Raw genomic sequence first — 17,412 nt, 5'->3', positions numbered from 1 at the left:
GACTCGGCCATTGGCACCTTTGTGTCCCTCCAGACGGCCGTTCGGAGTCGGTGACGGGGACCTTCAGCCAGCCAACCGGAAGCACGGGAAGAGATGTCGGCACCCAATAAGTCGTACGACCCGGTCGAGGTCGAGACACTGAAACCGGAAGAGATCGAGCGCATGCGGGACGAGGCGCTCGCCGCCTTCGCCGCCGCGGACTCCCTCGACGCGCTCCAGGAGGCCAAGGTCGCCCACACCGGCGGCACCTCCCCGCTGGCCCTCGCCAACCGCGAGATCGGCGCCCTGCCCCCGCACGCCAAGGCCGAGGCCGGCAAGCGCGTCGGCCAGGCACGCGGCGCCGTGAACAAGGGACTCGCCGCCCGCCAGGCCGAACTCGAGGCCGAGCGGGACACCCGCGTGCTCGTCGAGGAGGCCGTGGACGTCACGCTGCCCCACGACCGCGTACCGGCCGGCGCCCGGCACCCGCTCACCACGCTGTCGGAGCGCATCGAGGACATCTTCGTGGCCATGGGCTACGAGGTCGCCGAGGGCCCCGAGGTCGAGGCCGAGTGGTTCAACTTCGACGCCCTGAACATCGGTCCGGACCACCCGGCCCGCGGCGAGCAGGACACCTTCTTCGTCAAGGGCCCCAAGGGCGGCACCGAGTCCGGCGTCGTGCTGCGCACGCACACCTCGCCCGTGCAGATCCGCTCCCTGCTCGACCGTGAGCTGCCGGTCTACGTGATCTGTCCCGGTGTCGTCTACCGCACCGACGAGCTGGACGCCACGCACACGCCCGTCTTCCGGCAGGTCGAACTGCTCGCGGTCGACGAGGGCCTCACCATGGCCGACCTCAAGGGCACCCTGGACCACATGGTCCAGTCGCTGTTCGGCGAGGGCATGAAGACCCGGCTGCGGCCGAACTTCTTCCCCTTCACCGAGCCGTCCGCCGAGATGGACATGGTGTGCTACGTGTGCCGCGGCGCCTCCGTCGGCAACCCCGACCGCCCCTGCCGCACCTGCTCGTCCGAGGGCTGGATCGAGCTGGGCGGCTGCGGGATGGTCAACCCCAAGGTGCTCACCGCGTGCGGCGTGGACCCGGAGAAGTACAGCGGCTTCGCCTTCGGGTTCGGCATCGAGCGGATGCTGATGTTCCGCCACAACGTCGAGGACATGCGAGACATGGTCGAGGGTGACGTTCGGTTCACCCGGCCGTTCGGGATGGAGATCTGATGCGGGTCCCGCTTTCTTGGCTGCGGGAGTACGTCGACCTGCCGGCGACCGAAACCGGCCGTGACGTCCAGGCCAAGCTCATTTCGGCCGGTCTCGAGGTCGAGTCCGTCGAACACCTCGGCGCCGACCTCAAGGGCCCCCTGGTCGTCGGCCAGGTGCTGACCATCGAGGAGCTGGAGGGCTTCAAGAAGCCGATCCGCTTCTGCACGGTCGACGTCGGCCAGGCCAACGGCACCGGCGAGCCCCAGGAGATCGTCTGCGGCGCCCGGAACTTCGCCGTCGGCGACAAGGTCGTCGTGGTCCTCCCGGGTGCCACGCTGCCCGGCGGGTTCTCGATCTCCGCGCGCAAGACCTACGGCAAGACCTCCCACGGCATGATCTGCTCCGGCGACGAGCTGGGCATGGGCGACGACGGCAGCCACGGCATCATCGTGCTGCCGCCTGAGACCGAGGTCGGCAAGGACGCCGTCGAGCTGCTGGAGCTGGTCGACGAGGTCCTGGACATCGCCGTCACCGCCAACCGCGGCGACTGCCTGTCCATCCGCGGCGTCGCCCGCGAGACCGCCATCGCCTACGGTCTGCCGCTGCGCGACCCGGCCCTGCTCGACGTGCCCGGCCCGAACGCGTACGGCTACCCGGTCCAGGTCTCGGACCCCACCGGCTGCGACCGCTTCACCGCCCGCACGGTGGCCGGCCTGAGCGCCGAGGCCCGCTCCCCGATCTGGCTGCGGCGCCGGCTGCAGAAGGTCGGCATGCGCCCGATCTCGCTCGCCGTCGACGTCACCAACTACGTGATGATGGAGCTCGGCCAGCCGCTGCACGCCTACGACCGCGGCCTGGTCCAGGGCACCATCGGCGTACGCCGCGCCGAGCAGGGCGAGAAGCTCACCACCCTCGACGGTGTCGAGCGCACGCTGGGCGCCGAGGACCTGGTGATCACCGACGACCGCGGCCCGATCGGGCTCGCCGGTGTCATGGGCGGCGCCAACACGGAGATCGCCGACCACGACGACGTGGAGAACGCCACGGCCGACGTCGTCATCGAGGCCGCGCACTTCGACACGGTGTCGATCGCGCGTACGGCCCGCCGGCACAGGCTGTCCTCCGAGGCGTCCCGGCGCTTCGAGCGCGGCGTCGACCCGCAGGCCGCGGCGGCCGCCGCGCAGCGCACCGTCGACCTGCTGGTGCTGCTCGCGGGCGGCACCGCCGAGGCCGGCGTCACCGAGGTCCTCGCCCCGACCGCGCCGCACACCATCACCGTCCCGGCCGACCACCCGGACAAGGTCGCGGGCGTCGAGTACGGCCGCGAGACCGTCGTCCGCCGTCTCCAGCAGGTCGGCTGCGACGTGTACGGACAGGACGAGCTGATCGTCACCGTGCCGTCCTGGCGGCCCGACCTCACCGACCCGAACGACCTGGCCGAAGAGGTCATCCGCCTGGAGGGCTACGAGAACCTGCCCTCCACGCTGCCCAGGCCGCCGGCCGGCCGTGGCCTGACCCACCGGCAGCGGCTGCACCGCCGCGTCGGCCGGGCCCTGGCCGGTGCCGGGTACGTCGAGGCGCCGAACTACCCGTTCGTCAGCGAGCAGGTCTTCGACCAGCTCGGCCTGGACTCCGACGACCCGGCCCGCCGTGTCGTGAGGCTCAGCAACCCGCTGAGCGACGAGGAGCCCGCGCTGCGCACCTCGCTGCTGCCGGGCCTGCTGGGTGCCCTGCGGCGCAACGACGGCCGGGGCTCGCACGATCTCGCGCTGTTCGAGACCGGCCTGGTCTTCCAGCCGCGCGAGGAGCAGCCGGCCGCCGCCGTGCTGACCATCGACCGCCGCCCGACCGACGAGGAAATCGCCGAGCTGAACGCCGCGCTGCCCGAGCAGCCGCGGCACGCCGCCGTCGTCCTCGCCGGTGCCCGCGAGCAGTCGGGCTGGTGGGGCAAGGGCCGTCCGGCCGACTGGGCCGACGCGGTCGAGTCGGCGCGGAGCGTCGCCCGTGAGGCGGGCGCCGAGCTGATCATCCGCAAGGGGCAGTACGGGCCGTGGCACCCGGGCCGGTGCGCCGAGCTGGCGATCACCGTGGACGGTGCCGAGCGGGTCGTGGGACACGCGGGGGAGTTGCACCCGCGCGTCGTCAAGGCGCTGGGGCTGCCCGCGCGCAGCTGCGCGATGGAGATCGACCTGGACGCGGTGGAGAAGGCCGGCGACGCCGCGCTGACGGCGCCGCGGATCTCCGCCTTCCCGGTGGCCACGCAGGATGTCGCCCTGGTCGTCGACGCGGTGGTTCCGGCGACGGAGGTCGAGGATGCGCTGCGTGCCGGGGCCGGGGAGCTGCTGGAGTCGATCCGGCTGTTCGATGTGTACGAGAACGTCGAGCAGTTGGGTGAGGGACGGAAGTCGCTGGCGTACGCGTTGCGGTTCCGGGCGGCTGACCGGACGCTGACGGTGGATGAGGCGTCGGCGGCTCGTGATGCGGCGGTGGCGCTCGCGGGCGAGCGTGTGGGCGCCGAGTTGCGGAGCTGAGCCGGATCACTCATCCGGGTGGTAAAGGGAGGTAATCCTGCCCTTTCCGGCTTGCTGTCGACAGAATCGGACCGGCCTTCTTGGGCCGGTCCGATTCTGTGTGTCAGGGCCTAATTGGGGGGCCATCGGCATGATCCGCTTCAGGGGTCGGGTGCGCAGCCTCGGTCTCCCCGGTGCAGTCCTCTTCGCGGTCGGTACCGGGTTGATCCTTCATGTGCGGCGCACGCTGGTGCGTGAGCTGCGGCAGCTGCACCGGGTCGCGACCGCCGCGCAGAACGCGGTGCTGCGGCCGCTGCCCTCGCGTATCGGCGGGCTGGACGTCGCCGCCGTTCAGATGTCGGCGGAGCCGGGGGCCGCGATCGGTGGTGACCTGTACGAGGTCGTCGCCACCGAGTACGGCGTGCGGGCCGTGATGGGCGACGTACGCGGGCACGGCATCGGCGCGTTCGGGACCGTCGCCGCCATGCTCGGCTGTTTCCGCGAGGCCGCGTACGACGAGGCGGACCTCGGCGGGGTGCTGCGCCGACTGGAGCGCGCCCTGGAGCGGCAGCTGCGCCGGGAGCATCCGGCGAGCGTCGCCGAGGAGTTCGTGACCCTGCTCCTCGTGGAGATCCGCGCCGACGGCGAGATGGCAGCCCTGAACTGCGGGCACCCGTGGCCGTACCGGCTGAACGGCACCCGCGTCGAACAGCTCGCCCCCGCCGACCCGTACCCGCCGCTGGGAGTGTTTCCGCTGCCGGACGTGCCGGCAACCGTAGGTCTCGGTCATCTCCCGCTCGGCGACGCGCTGTTCCTCTACACGGACGGTGCTCAGGACGCGAGGGATGCCCGTGGCCGGTTCTTCCCCCTGCCGTTCGTGCTGACGAGCGTCGCACGGGAGGAGCCGCTCGCCCCGCAGGCGGTACTCCGCGGTGTCCAGAGCGCGCTGGTCGATCACACCAACGGCACCCCGGCCGACGACATCGCCCTGCTGCTCCTGAGGAACGACGGGTGCGTTCCCTCAGGGGCGCGGGGAACCGCGCGACCGGCCACCGCGCACCCGCTGCCGACAACGAGCCTGTGACCGGCCGGCGATGCCGTCCGCCCCGCCACGGAGTGTCGGGCAGGCGGCTGGGCGGACGGCGGAAGCGGGCCGCCGCACTGTACGAGGGGGAGCCGGCGGCCCGGCCGGCCTCTTGCGAGGCATTTCAGTCAACCGGCCGGCGACTCTGCGCGACAGTGCGCGCACCGTGCGGATTCGAGCACTCCGTTCACACCCCGTGTGAAGGCGGAACCACTAATCTGGCCGCACCGAGCCACCGGGGGGCCCACATGCAGCCCAACACTCTGCTCGACGCGATCCTGGACGAAGCCGGGGTCTCGCACGCGGGGCTGGCCGCACATGTCAACCAGGCGGGACGGGCGCGGGGCCTGTCCCTGAGGTACGAACACACCGCCGTCGCCCGGTGGCTGAAGGGGCAGCGCCCCAGGGGCCAGGTGCCCGACCTGATCTGTGAGGTGCTCGCCGCCCGGCTCCAACGGCACGTCACCCTCGACGACATCGGCCTCGGCATGCCCGGCGAGCCGGCCGCGCCGCACACCGGATCCCTGTCCGGGTTCGTCGAGCGGGCCACCGCCCTGTGGCGCTCCGACCAGCAGCAGCGCCCGCACATCCTGGGCGCGCCCGCGGTCACCGGTACGCCCGCCGTCATGCCGGTGTGGGAGTGGGAGAACCCGCCCGAGGACGTGGACGTCTCCCGCGGCGGCAGACACCGGGTCACCGCGGGCGACCTGGAGATGCTGCGGTCGGCCCGGGCCCACTACGAGCAGATGTACCGCAAGGCCGGGGGCATCGCGACCAGGGCCCGCATCGTCGGCTTCCTCAACGCCGAGGCCGCCCCGCTGCTGCGCGGCGGCTACACCGACGAGACCGGCCGGCAACTCCACCGGGCCACCGGTGGGTTGGTGGCCGTCGCCGGGATCTGCGCCTACGACTCCGACGCCCACGGCCTCGCGCAGCGCTACTTCCACCAGGCGCTGCGGCTCGCGAAGGCCAGCGGGGACCGGGGGCTCGGGGCGTATGTGATCGCCCTCCTCGTCAACCAGTCGCTGTTCATGCGGGAGTACCGGCAGTCCGTCGCCTTCGCGGAGGCCGCGCTGCGGGCCGCCGGCAAGCAGATCACCCCGGCCCTCGCCTCCGACCTGTACGCGATGCAGGCCAAGGCGTACGCGCATCTCGGGGACGGCAGCAGCGCCCTGTCCTGCATCCGGCGGGCCGAGCAGTCCGCCGAGCGCATCCGTCGTGGGTACGAGCCCGACGAGACCGGCTATGTCCAGCCGGGGCTCGTCAACGTCCAGGTGGCGGAGGCGCTGCTCAGTCTCGGGGAGATCGCGGCGGCCGGGGAGCATGCCGCTGCCGCCGTCGACAACCCGGCGCACGACCGCGGCCGGGTGCACCGGCTGGCCATGCTGAGCACCATCGAACTGCGGCAGGGCAACGCCGACAAGGCGGTGGCCATCGCCGTGCAGATGGCCGAACAGGCCCGCGGCATGGAGTCCCAGCGGCTGCGGGACCGGCTGCGCGCGGTGCGCGAGCATCTGGTGCGCAGCGGAAGCGCGGGTACGGCCGAGGCCGCCGAACTCATCGACGGGGCACTGCGCGTACCGTTGTAGATCCGGGGCAGCGGCGTCCCCGTCATCCCGAGCGACTTCCTGTGCGCCTGCTGTCAGTACGTCCCTGCTGCGATATTGCCACTTACTCGACGGAAGGTGGCAGAACCGTGCAGTGGACGAAACACAACGAACAAACTGTGTACTCAAACCGCTGGTTCAGCGTCAATCTCGCGGATGTCGAACTACCGGACGGCCGGCACCTCGACCACTTCCTCATACGGCTGCGGCCTGTCGCGGTGGCCACGGTGGTGAACGAGGCCAACGAGGTGCTGCTGCTCTGGCGGCACCGTTTCATCACGGACAGCTGGGGGTGGGAACTCGCGGCGGGCGTCGTCGAGGACGGCGAGGACATCGCCCGCGCGGCCGCCAGGGAACTGGAGGAGGAGACCGGCTGGCGGCCGGGACCCCTGCACCACCTCATGAGCGTGGAGCCGTCCAACGGGCTCACCGACGCCCGGCACCACGTGTACTGGGCCGACGAGGGCGAGTACGTCGGGCACCCCGTGGACGACTTCGAGTCGGACCGCCGGGAATGGGTTCCCCTCAAGCTCGTCCCCGACATGGTCGCCCGCGGCGAGGTCCCGGCCGCCAACATGGCGGCCGCGTTACTTCTGCTGCACCATCTCAGGCTCGGACAGGACGTGTTGCCCTAGGCCGGCAGGGCCTCAGCGTCCCAGGGCCTGCCAGATCGCCAGGACGAGGGCACCCACGGCGGTGAGGGCGGCGACCGCGGGCAGCGGCCAGCGCGTGTGTTCGAGTGTGTGGATCCGGGTGTTGAGCTCGTCGATCTCCTTGGCGGTCTCCTCGGTGCGGTGGCTGAGCAGAGCCAGCCCGCCTTCGACGCGGGCGTAGGCCACGTCGAGGCGGCGTCGTAACTCTGCGAGTTCTCCATGAACGACGGGATGCTCGGGATCGGCGGCCACGAGTCCGCTCCTTTCCGTAGTCGTTTCACATCCCTGGTATGCGCATGTGGAGTCAACTCGCCTGGTGGGCGCCTGGGGAGAGTGTGCGAGGGGCATATGCGAGCCCGGCGTGCACACGGTGTGTGAATGCCGCGGGCCCGGCACCAATTCCGGTGCCGGGCCCGCAGAATGGCCGAAATCTGACCGTCCGTAATCGGCCTCGGGGGTACCCGGGGCGTATGACGAAGTGGCAGAAGATCGCGGCGTACGCGCTGGCGCTCTACGCGCTGTTGGTCGTCGTGTTCCGGTTCTCCGGCGGCGGGCGGGGGTGGGGCACGGCGCTGCTGCTCGCTCTCGTGGCCACTCCGCTCGCCCTCTGGATGGGCTGGCTGCGTCGTCGCCTCAACGAGCGGGCGGCGGAATGGGGACGCCGCCGGGCCCGGCCGTGGCCGGAGGAGCGGCGGCGTTGAGGTGGCGGCGTCGGCCGGCCGGTCAGTCGTACGTGTAGAAGCCCGAGCCCGACTTGCGGCCCAGACGGCCCGCGTCGACCATGCGCTGGAGCAGCGGGGGAGCGGCGTACAGGGGCTCCTTGTACTCCTCGTACATCGACTGGGCCACCGACGCGACCGTGTCCAGGCCGATGAGGTCGGAGAGCTTCAGCGGGCCCATCGGGTGGGCGCAGCCCATCTCCATGCCGTTGTCGATGTCCTCGCGGCTCGCGATGCCCGTCTCGAACATGCGGATCGCGGAGAGCAGGTACGGGATCAGCAGCGCGTTGACCACGAAGCCGGAGCGGTCCTGGGCGCGGATCGCGTGCTTGCCCAGGAGCTTCTCGGTGAACTGCTCGGCCCGGCCGATGGTGTCCTCGGACGTGGTGAGCGCCGGGATCAGCTCGACGAGCTTCTGCACCGGGGCCGGGTTGAAGAAGTGGATGCCGATGACCCGGTCGGGCCGGGAGGTCGCCACCGCGAGCTTCACCAGCGGGATGGAGGAGGTGTTGGAGGCCAGGATGGCGTCGGGCCGGGTCACGACCTGGTCGAGCACCTGGAAGATCTCGGTCTTGACGTGCTCGTTCTCGACGACGGCCTCGATCACCAGGTCACGGTCGGCGAACTCGCCGAGGTCGGTGGTGAAGTTCAGCCGGTCCAGCGTGGCCTCCCGCTCCTCCTCGGTGATCTTGCCGCGCTCCGCCGCCTTGGCCAGGGAGTTGTACAGCCGGGTCCGGCCGATCTCCAGGGCCTCGCCGGTGGTCTCGGCGACCATGACGTCCAGACCGACCCGGGCGCACACCTCGGCGATTCCCGCGCCCATCTGACCGCAGCCCACGACTCCGACGCGTGCAATGTCTCCCGCTGGGATGTCCGTCACATCGTCCCTTTCGCTGCTGATCCACGTCCGGGCAGGTGCTCCGTGGTCCGGTGCCTGCTCCGTTCGAGCACGTTACTCCCAAGTATCGATGATCGATCGCGGGGGTCGGCTCAGAGTCGGGCATTCTGGGCCCGGAGCGATCCGCGACCGGGCGGATCCGCGGCATTTTGGGGCATGCGGATGGGACGAGTGTCACGCAGGGCGTTCGCGGTGGCGGCGCTGTCGGCTTTCACGATGGTGCCTCCGGCGTCGGCCGCACCCAAGGAGGACGACGAGAAGGACGGCAGGGGAGGCGACAGGGCGGCAGCCGCGATGCGGGGCGTATGGCTGGCGACCGTGGCCAATCGCGACTGGCCGTCCAAGACGGGGCTGAGCGCCTCGAAGCAGCGCGCCGAGCTGCGGGGGCACCTCGACACGGCGGTCAGCAGGCGGCTCAACACCGTGTTCTTCCAGGTCCGGCCCACGGCGGACGCCCTGTGGCCCTCACCGTACGAGCCGTGGTCGCAGTACCTCACCGGCACCCAGGGCAAGGACCCGGGCTGGGACCCGCTGGGCACGGCCGTCAAGGAGGCCCACGCCCGCGGACTGCAGCTGCACGCCTGGTTCAACCCGTACCGGGTCGCCACACACGCCGACCCGTCACGGCTGGCCGCCTCCCACCCCGCGCGCCGCAACCCGGACTGGGTGGTGACGTACGGCGGGAAGCTCTACTACAACCCGGGGCTGCCCGAGGTCCGTCGCTTCGTGCAGGACGCGATGCTCGACGCGGTGCGGAAGTACCCCGTGGACGGCGTCCACTTCGACGACTACTTCTACCCGTACCCGGTGGCGGGCCAGCGCTTCGACGACGACGCGGCCTACGCCGAGCACGGCGGCGGCTTCCCGAGCCGGGCCGCGTGGCGGCGGGACAACATCGACAAGCTGGTGCGGGAGACGGCGGCCCGGATCAAGAAGGTCAGGCCGGGCGCCCGCTTCGGCATCAGCCCCTTCGGCGTGTGGCGCAACGCCGCCACGGACAAGCGCGGCTCGGACACCCGGGCCGGCGTGCAGACCTACGACGACCTGCACGCGGACACCCGCAAGTGGGTGCGCGAGAGCTGGATCGACTACATCGTCCCGCAGCTCTACTGGAACATCGGCTTCGCCGCCGCCGACTACGCCAAGCTGGTGCCCTGGTGGGCGGAGGTCGCGCGCGGCACCTCGACGCAGCTCTACGTGGGGGAGGCGCTGTACAAGGCCGGTGACCCGGCGCAGCCCGCGGCCTGGCAGAACCCGGCCGAGCTGTCCCGGCACCTGGCGCTCGCCGAGGACTACGCACAGGTGCGCGGGCACGTCTTCTTCGCCGCCAAGGACGTGGCGACCGATCGGATCGGGGCGATGGCGAAGGTGGTCTCCGACCACTACGAGTAGAGGTCGCCCCCGGCCCGCATCACGGCCCGGTGGTGGTCTCCCGGTGCCGGATCTCGGTGTCGGGTCCCGGTGAGCACACTCCCTCGTGCCCGTCCTCGAACCGGACGCGGTACGGGGGCGTGCCCTCCTGGCCGAGCACTTCGACGATCTCGCCGACCTTGTCGTGCTGACCGACCACCCTGCCGTGCTGGACAAGCTGGTCGCCCACGGTTGCGCGCATCTGGGGCCTCCTCGCGAGGTGCGGAGCAGCGGTCCGTGGCCTTCGAGTCTACGGCTGGGGGCGCTGCTCGGCAGGGTGCCGGGCGCGTGCCGTTCAGCCGCGCGCCCGCTGTGTGACGGCGATGCAGACCAGCACCGCCGCTGCCGTCAGCGGGGCGGCCACCGGCAGGTGCTCGCCCAGCAGCAGCACCGACCACACCAGTGTGAGCAGGGGCTGGGCGAGCTGCAACTGGCTGGCCTTCGGGATGCCGATGGCCGCCATGCCCCGGTACCAGACGACCAGGCCCACGAACTGCGAGCCGGCCGCGACCCACAGCACCCCGGTGACGCTGTGCAGGGTGAGCTGTACGGGTTCCTGTGCCAGGGCGAGCGCGGCCATGGGCACGGTCAGCGGCAGGCACAGCACCAGCGCCCAGCCGATGACGTGCCAGCCCGGCATGATCCGGGCCAGCCGGCCGCCCTCGGTGTAGCCCGCCGCGCACACCAGCAGCGCCGCGAAGAGGTACAGGTCGGCCGTGCTCAGGGCGCCGCCGCTCTGCTGCACGGTGAAGGCCAGCACCGCCGCCGCGCCCGCGAGGGACGCCGCCCAGAAGGTGCGCGAGGGCCGGGTGCCGACGCGCAGGGCGGAGCAGAGGGCCGTGGTGAGGGGGAGCAGGCCGACCACGACGGCGGCGTGCGCGGTGGTCGAGGTCTGCAGCGCCAGCGTGGTCAGCAGCGGGAAGCCGAGCACCACCCCGGCCCCGACGACCGCGAGACCCGGCCAGTGCCGCCGGTCGGGCAGCGGGACACGCAGCGCGAGCAGACAGCCGCCCGCGATCACCGCGGCCAGGACACTCCGGACGGCGACCAGCGACCAGGGTCCGAAGCCCTCAAGGCCCCAGGCGGTCGCGGGGAAGGTGAGGGAGAAGGCGATGACGCCGAGGGCGGCCTGGAGGGTGCCGAGGCCGGAGCGGTCCCGATCAGCGGCGACCGCTATCCGGGGTGCGGTAGTAGCGCTACTCTGTACTCTCATGCAAGAGCGTAGCAGCGTCGTTGAACTGGCGGAACAGCTCCGGAGGGAGCTCGACCGCTACTCGCCGGGTGGAAAGCTGCCGTCGAGTCGGGCCCTCGTCGAGCGGTTCCGGGTGAGCCCCGTGACCGTGTCCCGGGCCCTGGCGCAGCTCGCCGCCGAGGGCCTGGTGGTCTCCCGCCCCGGCGCGGGCGCCTTCCGCGCCGATGCCCGGACGGCACCGGCGCCCGCCGGGGACACCTCCTGGCAGGAGGTCGCGCTCAGCGCGGACGGCGCCGCCGACCTCGTCCCGCGCTCCGTGGACGCCTCCGGGGTGCTGGCGACGCTGGCCACCCCGCCGCCGGGCGTGATCGAGTTCAACGGCGGCTATCTGCACCCGTCGCTGCAACCGGAGCGGGCGATGGCCGCCGCCCTCTCGCGCGCCGGACGCCGTCCCGGAGCCTGGGGGCGCCCGCCCATGGAGGGGCTGCCGGAGCTGCGCGAGTGGTTCGCGCGAGGCATCGGCGGGTCCTTCACCGCAGCCGAGGTGCTGGTCACCGCGGGCGGACAGTCCGCGCTCACCACCGCCCTGCGCGCCCTCGCCCCGCCCGGCGCCCCCGTCCTGGTCGAGTCGCCGACCTACCCCGGCATGCTCGCCATCGCCCGTGCGGCGGGCCTGCGCCCGGTGCCCGTACCGGTGGACGCCGACGGTGTGAAACCGGCGCTGCTCGCCGACGCCTTCCGGGCCAGCGGCGCCCCGGTCTTCGTCTGCCAGCCCCTCTTCCAGAACCCCACCGGCGCGACGCTCGCCCCCGGGCGGCGCCACGAGGTGCTGCGCATCGCCCGCGAGGCGGGCGCCTTCGTCGTCGAGGACGACTTCGTACGACGGTTGGTGCACGAGGACGCCGGGCCCCTGCCGCGCCCGCTGGCCGCCGACGACCCCGACGGCGTCGTCGTCCATGTCTGCTCGCTGACCAAGGCGACCTCGCCGAGCTTCCGGGTGAGCGCCCTGGCCGCGCGCGGGCCGGTCCTGGAGCGGCTGCGGGCCATCCAGGTCGTCGACACCTTCTTCGTGCCCAGGCCCCTTCAGGAGGCCGCGCTGGAACTCGTCGGCTCGCCCGCCTGGCCGCGTCATCTGCGGTCCGTCTCCGCCGAGTTGAAGGCGCGCCGGGACGCGATGACCACCGCGCTCGGGCTGCGCCTGCCGGAACTCGCCCTGCCGCACGTCCCGTCCGGCGGCTACCACCTGTGGCCGCGGCTGCCCGACGGAGTGGAGGAGTCCGCCCTGACGGCCGCCGCCCTCCGCGCGGGTGTCGCGATCACTCCCGGGCGCCCCTACTTCAGTGCCGAGCCGCCGGCCGCGCACGTCCGGCTGAGCTTCGCGGCGGTCGCGGGGACCGGGGAGATCGCGGAGGGCGTACGGCGGCTGCGTGCGGCCTGCGACGAGGTGCTGGGATAAGGGTTCGACTCCTGGGAGGAGGGCCTGCGAGCATCCCGTCATGACCGCTACGCCGAGCCTGCCCGAGGGCTACGAGATCTCCGCCGACCCCGGCCGCCTCGATGCCGAGCGCGTGCACGGCTGGCTGTCCACCGACGCGTACTGGGCGCTGGGCCGGACCCGCGAGAAGCAGGACCGGGCGATCGAGGGCTCGCTCAACTTCGGCGTGTACGAGACGGTCTCGGGGAAGCAGGTGGCGTACGCCCGGGTCATCACGGACCGGGCGACCTTCGCGTGGCTGTGCGATGTGTACGTCGACCCGTCGGTGCGCGGCAAGGGCGTCGGCACCGCGTTCCTGGCGGCCGTACGGGACGAACTGCGGCGGTACGGGGTGCGCCGGGTCCTGCTCGCCACGCACGACGCGCACGGCGTCTACGAGAAGCTGGGGTTCGCGGAGTTGGAGCACCCCGAGCACTGGATGGCGATCGTCTTCGGCCAGTGAGGGCCGGCGCACCCTGGGTAACTCCCAGGTAACACCTCTTGACCTGCGCACTTGCGGCACCCACGATCGCCGCATGCCACTTCGGGTCACGTTCGTCGCCGCCGCCCGCAGTTCCCCGCTGCTGGCCGAACGATTCGCGGACGACCGGCCGCTGGACCAGGCCGGCTGGGGTGAGGTGGAGCGCGCCGCCCAGGGCCTGCTGCCGTTCGCCGCGGCCGAGCTGCGCTACTGCTCGCCGACCCCGCGCAGCCGTGCGACGGGGGAGGGGCTCGGGTACGCGCCGCTGGTGCAGCTCGCTCTGCGGGACTGCGACATGGGCCGCTGGCGCGGACTGACCCTGGGCGAGGCGATGGCCCGGGAGCCGGAGGCCGTGGACGCCTGGCTCGCCGACCCGCGTGCCACACCCCACGGCGGTGAGTCGCTGATGGACTTCATCACCCGGATCGGCGGCTGGCTCGACACCCGGCCCGTCGACGACGGCTGCCGGGTGGTGGCGGTTGCCGAGCCGTCCGTGATCCGCGCCGCCCTGGTCTACGCCCTGAAGGCGCCGCCCTCGACGTACTGGAACATCGATGTCCGCCCGCTGTCGACGACGTCGGTGACAGGCCGGGGCGGGCGCTGGAACCTGCGCTTCGACGGGGTGTCCGCTCAGCCCTCGCGCGCGTAGTCGGTACGCAGCTCCAGGTCCTTGGCCGGGCCGCGCACCCGCCACACCGTCCGCCAGTGGTCCGCGTCCAGGACCGTGAACTCACCGCGGTAGAGGTCCGCCGCGCAGGGGTGGTCGGCGACATACCGCCCGGACGTCAGGTCCAGGTCGTGGAACGGCCGGCCGTCCGAGAAGCGCACGTCCGCGGTGCCGTCCGGGCCCGGCAGGAACCGCAGCGTCCGCTCGGCGGGCCGGGCGACGTCCTGCCAGACGAAGGTGCCGGACTCGAGGTGCAGCAGGCCGCCGTCCTTCTCCGTACGGAACTCGGTGGTTCCGGCGAACTCCCCCTGCGCACCGCTCGCGAGATCCCGCACCGACCGCGTCACGCCCCAGCGCCCGGCCAGATACGCGAGTACGTCCGGCACTGGCCAGAACTCGCCCATTGCGTCCCGCTCTCCGTCCCAGCCGTTGCTGCGCGACCCATTGACGCGCGTCAGCCCCCTCCCTATCTTGCCGTTCGAAGTGCTGACCAATGTCTGATATTTCGAACACTCCTCTACCAGAGAGCCGCGGAGTATCCATGCCACGCACCGCCCGCACCCGATGGAGACTCGGTCTCACGACCACCGCCCTCCTGACGGCAGCAGCCCTCGTACCGGCCCCCGCGTACGCCGAGGACGTCACCGACTACGCGATCACCGTCGACCCGTCCGCCCGGGGCGCGGCGATCGACGACACGATGTACGGCGTCTTCTTCGAGGACATCAACCGGGCCGCCGACGGCGGTCTGTACGCCGAACTCGTGCAGAACCGATCCTTCGAGTACTCCACCGCAGACAACGGTTCCTACACGCCCCTGACCTCCTGGGCGGCCGGCGGCACGTCCGAGGTCGTGAACGACTCGGGCCGCCTGAACGCGCGCAACCGCAACTACCTCTCCCTGGGCGCCGGCGCGTCCGTCACGAACGCCGGCTACAACACCGGCATCCGGGTCGACAAGGGCAAGCGGTACGACTTCTCGGTGTGGGCCCGCGCCGAGAGCGGCAGCACGCTCACCGTCTCGCTGAAGGACACCGCGGGCACCCTGGCCACCGCACGCCAGGTCGCCGTGAAGGGCGGCTGGGCCAAGTACAAGGCCACGTTCACCGCGACCCGCACCAGCAACCGCGGCCGCCTCGCCGTGGCCTCGACGCACGCCGCCGCGCTCGACGAGGTGTCGCTGTTCCCGCGAGAGACGTACAAGAACCAGCCGAACGGCCTGCGCAAGGACCTCGCCGAGAAGATCGCCGCCCTCGAGCCGGGCTTCGTGCGCTTCCCCGGCGGCTGCCTGGTCAACACCGGCTCCATGGAGGACTACAGCGAGGCGTCCAACTGGCAGCGCAAGCGCAGCTACCAGTGGAAGGACACCGTCGGCCCGGTCGAGGAGCGGGCCACCAACTCCAACTTCTGGGGCTACAACCAGAGCTACGGCCTCGGCTACTACGAGTACTTCCGCCTCTCCGAGGACATCGGCGCCATGCCGCTGCCCGTGGTCCCCGCGCTGGTGACCGGCTGCGGCCAGAACAAGGCCACCGACAACGAGGCACTGCTCAAGCGGCACATCCAGGACACCCTGGACCTCATCGAGTTCGCCAACGGACCGGCGACCTCCACGTGGGGCAAGGTGCGCGCCAAGATGGGCCACCCCAAGCCGTTCCACCTGACCCACATCGGGGTCGGCAACGAGGAGAACCTCCCCAAGGAGTTCTTCGCCCGCTTCGAGCGGTTCCGGGCCGCCATCAAGGCGAAGTACCCGGACATCACCGTCATCTCCAACTCGGGCCCGGACGACGCCGGCACGACCTTCGACACCGCCTGGCAGCTCAACCGCGAGGGCAAGGTCGACATGGTCGACGAGCACTACTACAACAGCCCGAACTGGTTCCTGCAGAACAACGACCGCTACGACTCCTACGACCGCGAGGGCCCCAAGGTCTTCCTCGGCGAGTACGCCTCCCAGGGCAACGCCTGGAAGAACGGTCTCTCCGAAGCCGCGTTCATGACCGGCCTGGAGCGCAACGCTGACATCGTCAAGCTCGCCTCGTACGCCCCGCTGCTCGCGAACGAGGACTACGTCCAGTGGCGGCCGGACATGATCTGGTTCAACAACCGGGCCTCCTGGAACTCGGCCAACTACGAGGTCCAGAAGCTGTTCATGACCAACGTCGGCGACCGCGTGGTCCCCTCGAAGGCCACCACCACACCGGACGTCAGCGGCCCCATCACCGGTGGCGTCGGCCTGTCCACGTGGGCCACCAGCGCCGCGTACGACGACGTGAAGGTCACCTCGGCGGACGGCTCGACCCTGCTGAGCGACGACTTCTCGGGTGACGCCTCGAAGTGGAAGACCAGCGGCCGGGGCAGCTGGAGCATCCAGGACGGGCAGTACGTCCAGACGGACACCGCGACCGAGAACACCATGGTCACGGCGGGCGACCCGGCCTGGAAGGACTACGACCTGCATGTGAAGGCCACCAAGAAGTCCGGCAAGGAGGGCTTCCTGGTCGCCTTCGGCGTCAAGGACACCGGCAACTACTACTGGTGGAACCTGGGCGGCTGGAACAACACCCAGGGCGCGATCGAGCAGGCCGTGGACGGCGGCAAGGGCACGCTGATGACGAAGCCGGGCTCGGTGGAGACCGGCCGCGCCTACGACATCGACATCAAGGTGCGCGGCCGCCAGGTCACGCTGCTCCTCGACGGCAAGGAGTGGGGCAGCTTCACCGACGACAAGCCGGCCGAGCCGTTCCGCCAGGTCGTCACCAAGGACGCCAAGACCGGTGACCTGATCGTCAAGGTCGTCAACGCCCAGTCCGCCGAAGCCCGTACGGCCGTCGACCTGGGTGGCGCGAAGGTCGCCTCCACCGCCCGTGTCACCACGCTGGCCGCCGAGCCGGACGCGGTCAACACCGAGACGGACACGCCGGTCACTCCGGTGACGTCCACCCTCAGGGGCGTCTCCGGGAAGTTCACGTACACCTTCCCGGCGGACTCCGTCACGTTCCTGAGGATCAAGCAGAGGTAGGACCCGCCGGTGCGGGCCGCTGTCCCCCGGGCAGCGGCCCACACCCGGCCGTCGCATCCCGGGCGGGTCACCGGGCGGGGGCCCACCCCCGGACGGTCGGCAGCACCTTCTCCGCGACCCGGAGGAGCACCGCGTCGTACCGCCGGACGGCCCAGCATCTGTCGCTGCCGCTCGCGGTCTTCGCGGGGGTGCCCAGCGGAGCCGCCAGGTCGGAACGGTTCAGCGCCTCGCACAGCTCCGATTCCGGAGAGGTGCTTGCCCTTCGGCTCACCATCACCGTCGCGAGCTCCTGCCCCCATGCCTTGGCGCCGCTGATGCGCGTGCCGCCCTCTTCGGTCATGTCCCCCACCCGCCAAGATCCCCTGACAAGTGCCGGGGGACCTTAACCTGTGGTCATGGTCCCGACAACGCAGGTTTCCGGGACCGCCGGACAGGGCCCGCGGACCATGGCCCGGTATTGCATAAACGTGCAGAGAAACGTATAGTCATGCCCTC

At 71.4% G+C, this 17,412-nt stretch carries 17 protein-coding genes; 11 read left to right on the top strand and 6 right to left on the bottom strand.

Annotated features, from left to right (window positions below):
- Positions 1–93: 93 nt before the first annotated feature.
- From pheS to ACZ6I3_RS30645, 5 genes are all read left to right on the top strand, one after another.
- Positions 94–1,215: a phenylalanine--tRNA ligase subunit alpha gene (gene pheS, locus ACZ6I3_RS30665; protein ID WP_469419001.1), complete on the top strand. Its 1,122-nt coding sequence runs from the start codon at positions 94–96 to the stop codon at positions 1,213–1,215.
- Positions 1,215–3,728 carry a phenylalanine--tRNA ligase subunit beta gene (pheT, locus tag ACZ6I3_RS30660; RefSeq protein WP_469418999.1) on the top strand — a complete coding sequence of 838 codons (2,514 nt, stop codon included), beginning with the start codon at positions 1,215–1,217 and terminating at the stop codon, positions 3,726–3,728. The genes pheS and pheT overlap by 1 nt, the downstream gene beginning before the upstream one ends.
- A gap of 130 nt (positions 3,729–3,858) precedes the next feature.
- Entirely contained in the window at positions 3,859–4,791 is a 933-nt protein-coding gene (locus ACZ6I3_RS30655; protein ID WP_469418998.1) for a PP2C family protein-serine/threonine phosphatase, read from the top strand.
- A 248-nt stretch (positions 4,792–5,039) separates the two neighbouring features.
- Positions 5,040–6,380, top strand: a complete 1,341-nt coding sequence (locus ACZ6I3_RS30650) for a transcriptional regulator (RefSeq protein WP_469418996.1) — start codon at positions 5,040–5,042, stop codon at positions 6,378–6,380.
- Positions 6,381–6,487: 107 nt separating this feature from the next.
- A complete protein-coding gene (locus ACZ6I3_RS30645; protein ID WP_391106758.1) occupies positions 6,488–7,033 on the top strand; it encodes an NUDIX hydrolase in 546 nt (181 codons plus the stop codon).
- Between the two features lie 12 nt (positions 7,034–7,045).
- Here the strand turns inward: ACZ6I3_RS30645 and ACZ6I3_RS30640 are convergent, their stop codons facing one another.
- Positions 7,046–7,303, bottom strand: coding sequence for a hypothetical protein (locus tag ACZ6I3_RS30640; protein ID WP_184597347.1), 258 nt, complete (start codon positions 7,301–7,303; stop codon positions 7,046–7,048).
- A 218-nt stretch (positions 7,304–7,521) separates the two neighbouring features.
- Here ACZ6I3_RS30640 and ACZ6I3_RS30635 point away from each other — a divergent pair, with 218 nt between their 5' ends.
- Complete coding sequence (locus tag ACZ6I3_RS30635; protein WP_469418994.1) at positions 7,522–7,752, top strand: hypothetical protein; 231 nt, start codon at positions 7,522–7,524, stop codon at positions 7,750–7,752.
- Between the two features lie 22 nt (positions 7,753–7,774).
- Here the strand turns inward: ACZ6I3_RS30635 and ACZ6I3_RS30630 are convergent, their stop codons facing one another.
- A complete protein-coding gene (locus tag ACZ6I3_RS30630) occupies positions 7,775–8,650 on the bottom strand; it encodes a 3-hydroxybutyryl-CoA dehydrogenase (RefSeq protein WP_391106752.1) in 876 nt (291 codons plus the stop codon).
- Between the two features lie 180 nt (positions 8,651–8,830).
- Here ACZ6I3_RS30630 and ACZ6I3_RS30625 point away from each other — a divergent pair, with 180 nt between their 5' ends.
- Positions 8,831–10,060, top strand: coding sequence for a glycoside hydrolase family 10-like protein (locus ACZ6I3_RS30625; protein ID WP_469418992.1), 1,230 nt, complete (start codon positions 8,831–8,833; stop codon positions 10,058–10,060).
- Between the two features lie 19 nt (positions 10,061–10,079).
- Here the strand turns inward: ACZ6I3_RS30625 and ACZ6I3_RS30620 are convergent, their stop codons facing one another.
- Entirely contained in the window at positions 10,080–10,280 is a 201-nt protein-coding gene (locus ACZ6I3_RS30620; RefSeq protein ID WP_382833508.1) for a DUF1918 domain-containing protein, read from the bottom strand.
- Between the two features lie 93 nt (positions 10,281–10,373).
- Positions 10,374–11,291, bottom strand: a complete 918-nt coding sequence (locus tag ACZ6I3_RS30615) for a DMT family transporter (protein ID WP_469418989.1) — start codon at positions 11,289–11,291, stop codon at positions 10,374–10,376.
- Here ACZ6I3_RS30615 and ACZ6I3_RS30610 point away from each other — a divergent pair.
- From ACZ6I3_RS30610 to ACZ6I3_RS30600, 3 genes are all read left to right on the top strand, one after another.
- On the top strand, positions 11,290–12,726 hold the full coding sequence (locus tag ACZ6I3_RS30610; RefSeq protein WP_469418988.1) for an aminotransferase-like domain-containing protein: 1,437 nt from the start codon (positions 11,290–11,292) through the stop codon (positions 12,724–12,726). The genes ACZ6I3_RS30615 and ACZ6I3_RS30610 overlap by 2 nt on opposite strands.
- 40 nt (positions 12,727–12,766) lie before the next feature.
- The gene (locus tag ACZ6I3_RS30605; protein ID WP_469418987.1) at positions 12,767–13,207 is read left to right on the top strand and encodes a GNAT family N-acetyltransferase; all 441 of its coding nucleotides are present in this window, start codon (positions 12,767–12,769) and stop codon (positions 13,205–13,207) included.
- Between the two features lie 73 nt (positions 13,208–13,280).
- Complete coding sequence (locus tag ACZ6I3_RS30600) at positions 13,281–13,874, top strand: histidine phosphatase family protein (protein WP_469418986.1); 594 nt, start codon at positions 13,281–13,283, stop codon at positions 13,872–13,874.
- On the opposite strand, the gene ACZ6I3_RS30595 is transcribed toward ACZ6I3_RS30600, so the two are convergent.
- The gene (locus ACZ6I3_RS30595; protein WP_469418985.1) at positions 13,856–14,296 is read right to left on the bottom strand and encodes a DUF6314 family protein; all 441 of its coding nucleotides are present in this window, start codon (positions 14,294–14,296) and stop codon (positions 13,856–13,858) included. The genes ACZ6I3_RS30600 and ACZ6I3_RS30595 overlap by 19 nt on opposite strands.
- Positions 14,297–14,433: 137 nt before the next feature.
- Here ACZ6I3_RS30595 and ACZ6I3_RS30590 point away from each other — a divergent pair, with 137 nt between their 5' ends.
- Complete coding sequence (locus ACZ6I3_RS30590; protein WP_469418984.1) at positions 14,434–16,917, top strand: alpha-L-arabinofuranosidase C-terminal domain-containing protein; 2,484 nt, start codon at positions 14,434–14,436, stop codon at positions 16,915–16,917.
- A 67-nt stretch (positions 16,918–16,984) separates the two neighbouring features.
- Here the strand turns inward: ACZ6I3_RS30590 and ACZ6I3_RS30585 are convergent, their stop codons facing one another.
- Complete coding sequence (locus ACZ6I3_RS30585; RefSeq protein ID WP_469418983.1) at positions 16,985–17,257, bottom strand: DUF6215 domain-containing protein; 273 nt, start codon at positions 17,255–17,257, stop codon at positions 16,985–16,987.
- Positions 17,258–17,412: the final 155 nt, after the last annotated feature.

The organism is Streptomyces sp. NPDC041940, assembly GCF_055589465.1.
The sequence above is the reverse complement of the archived record's forward strand: the minus strand, read 5'-3'. Positions and strand labels throughout refer to the sequence as shown.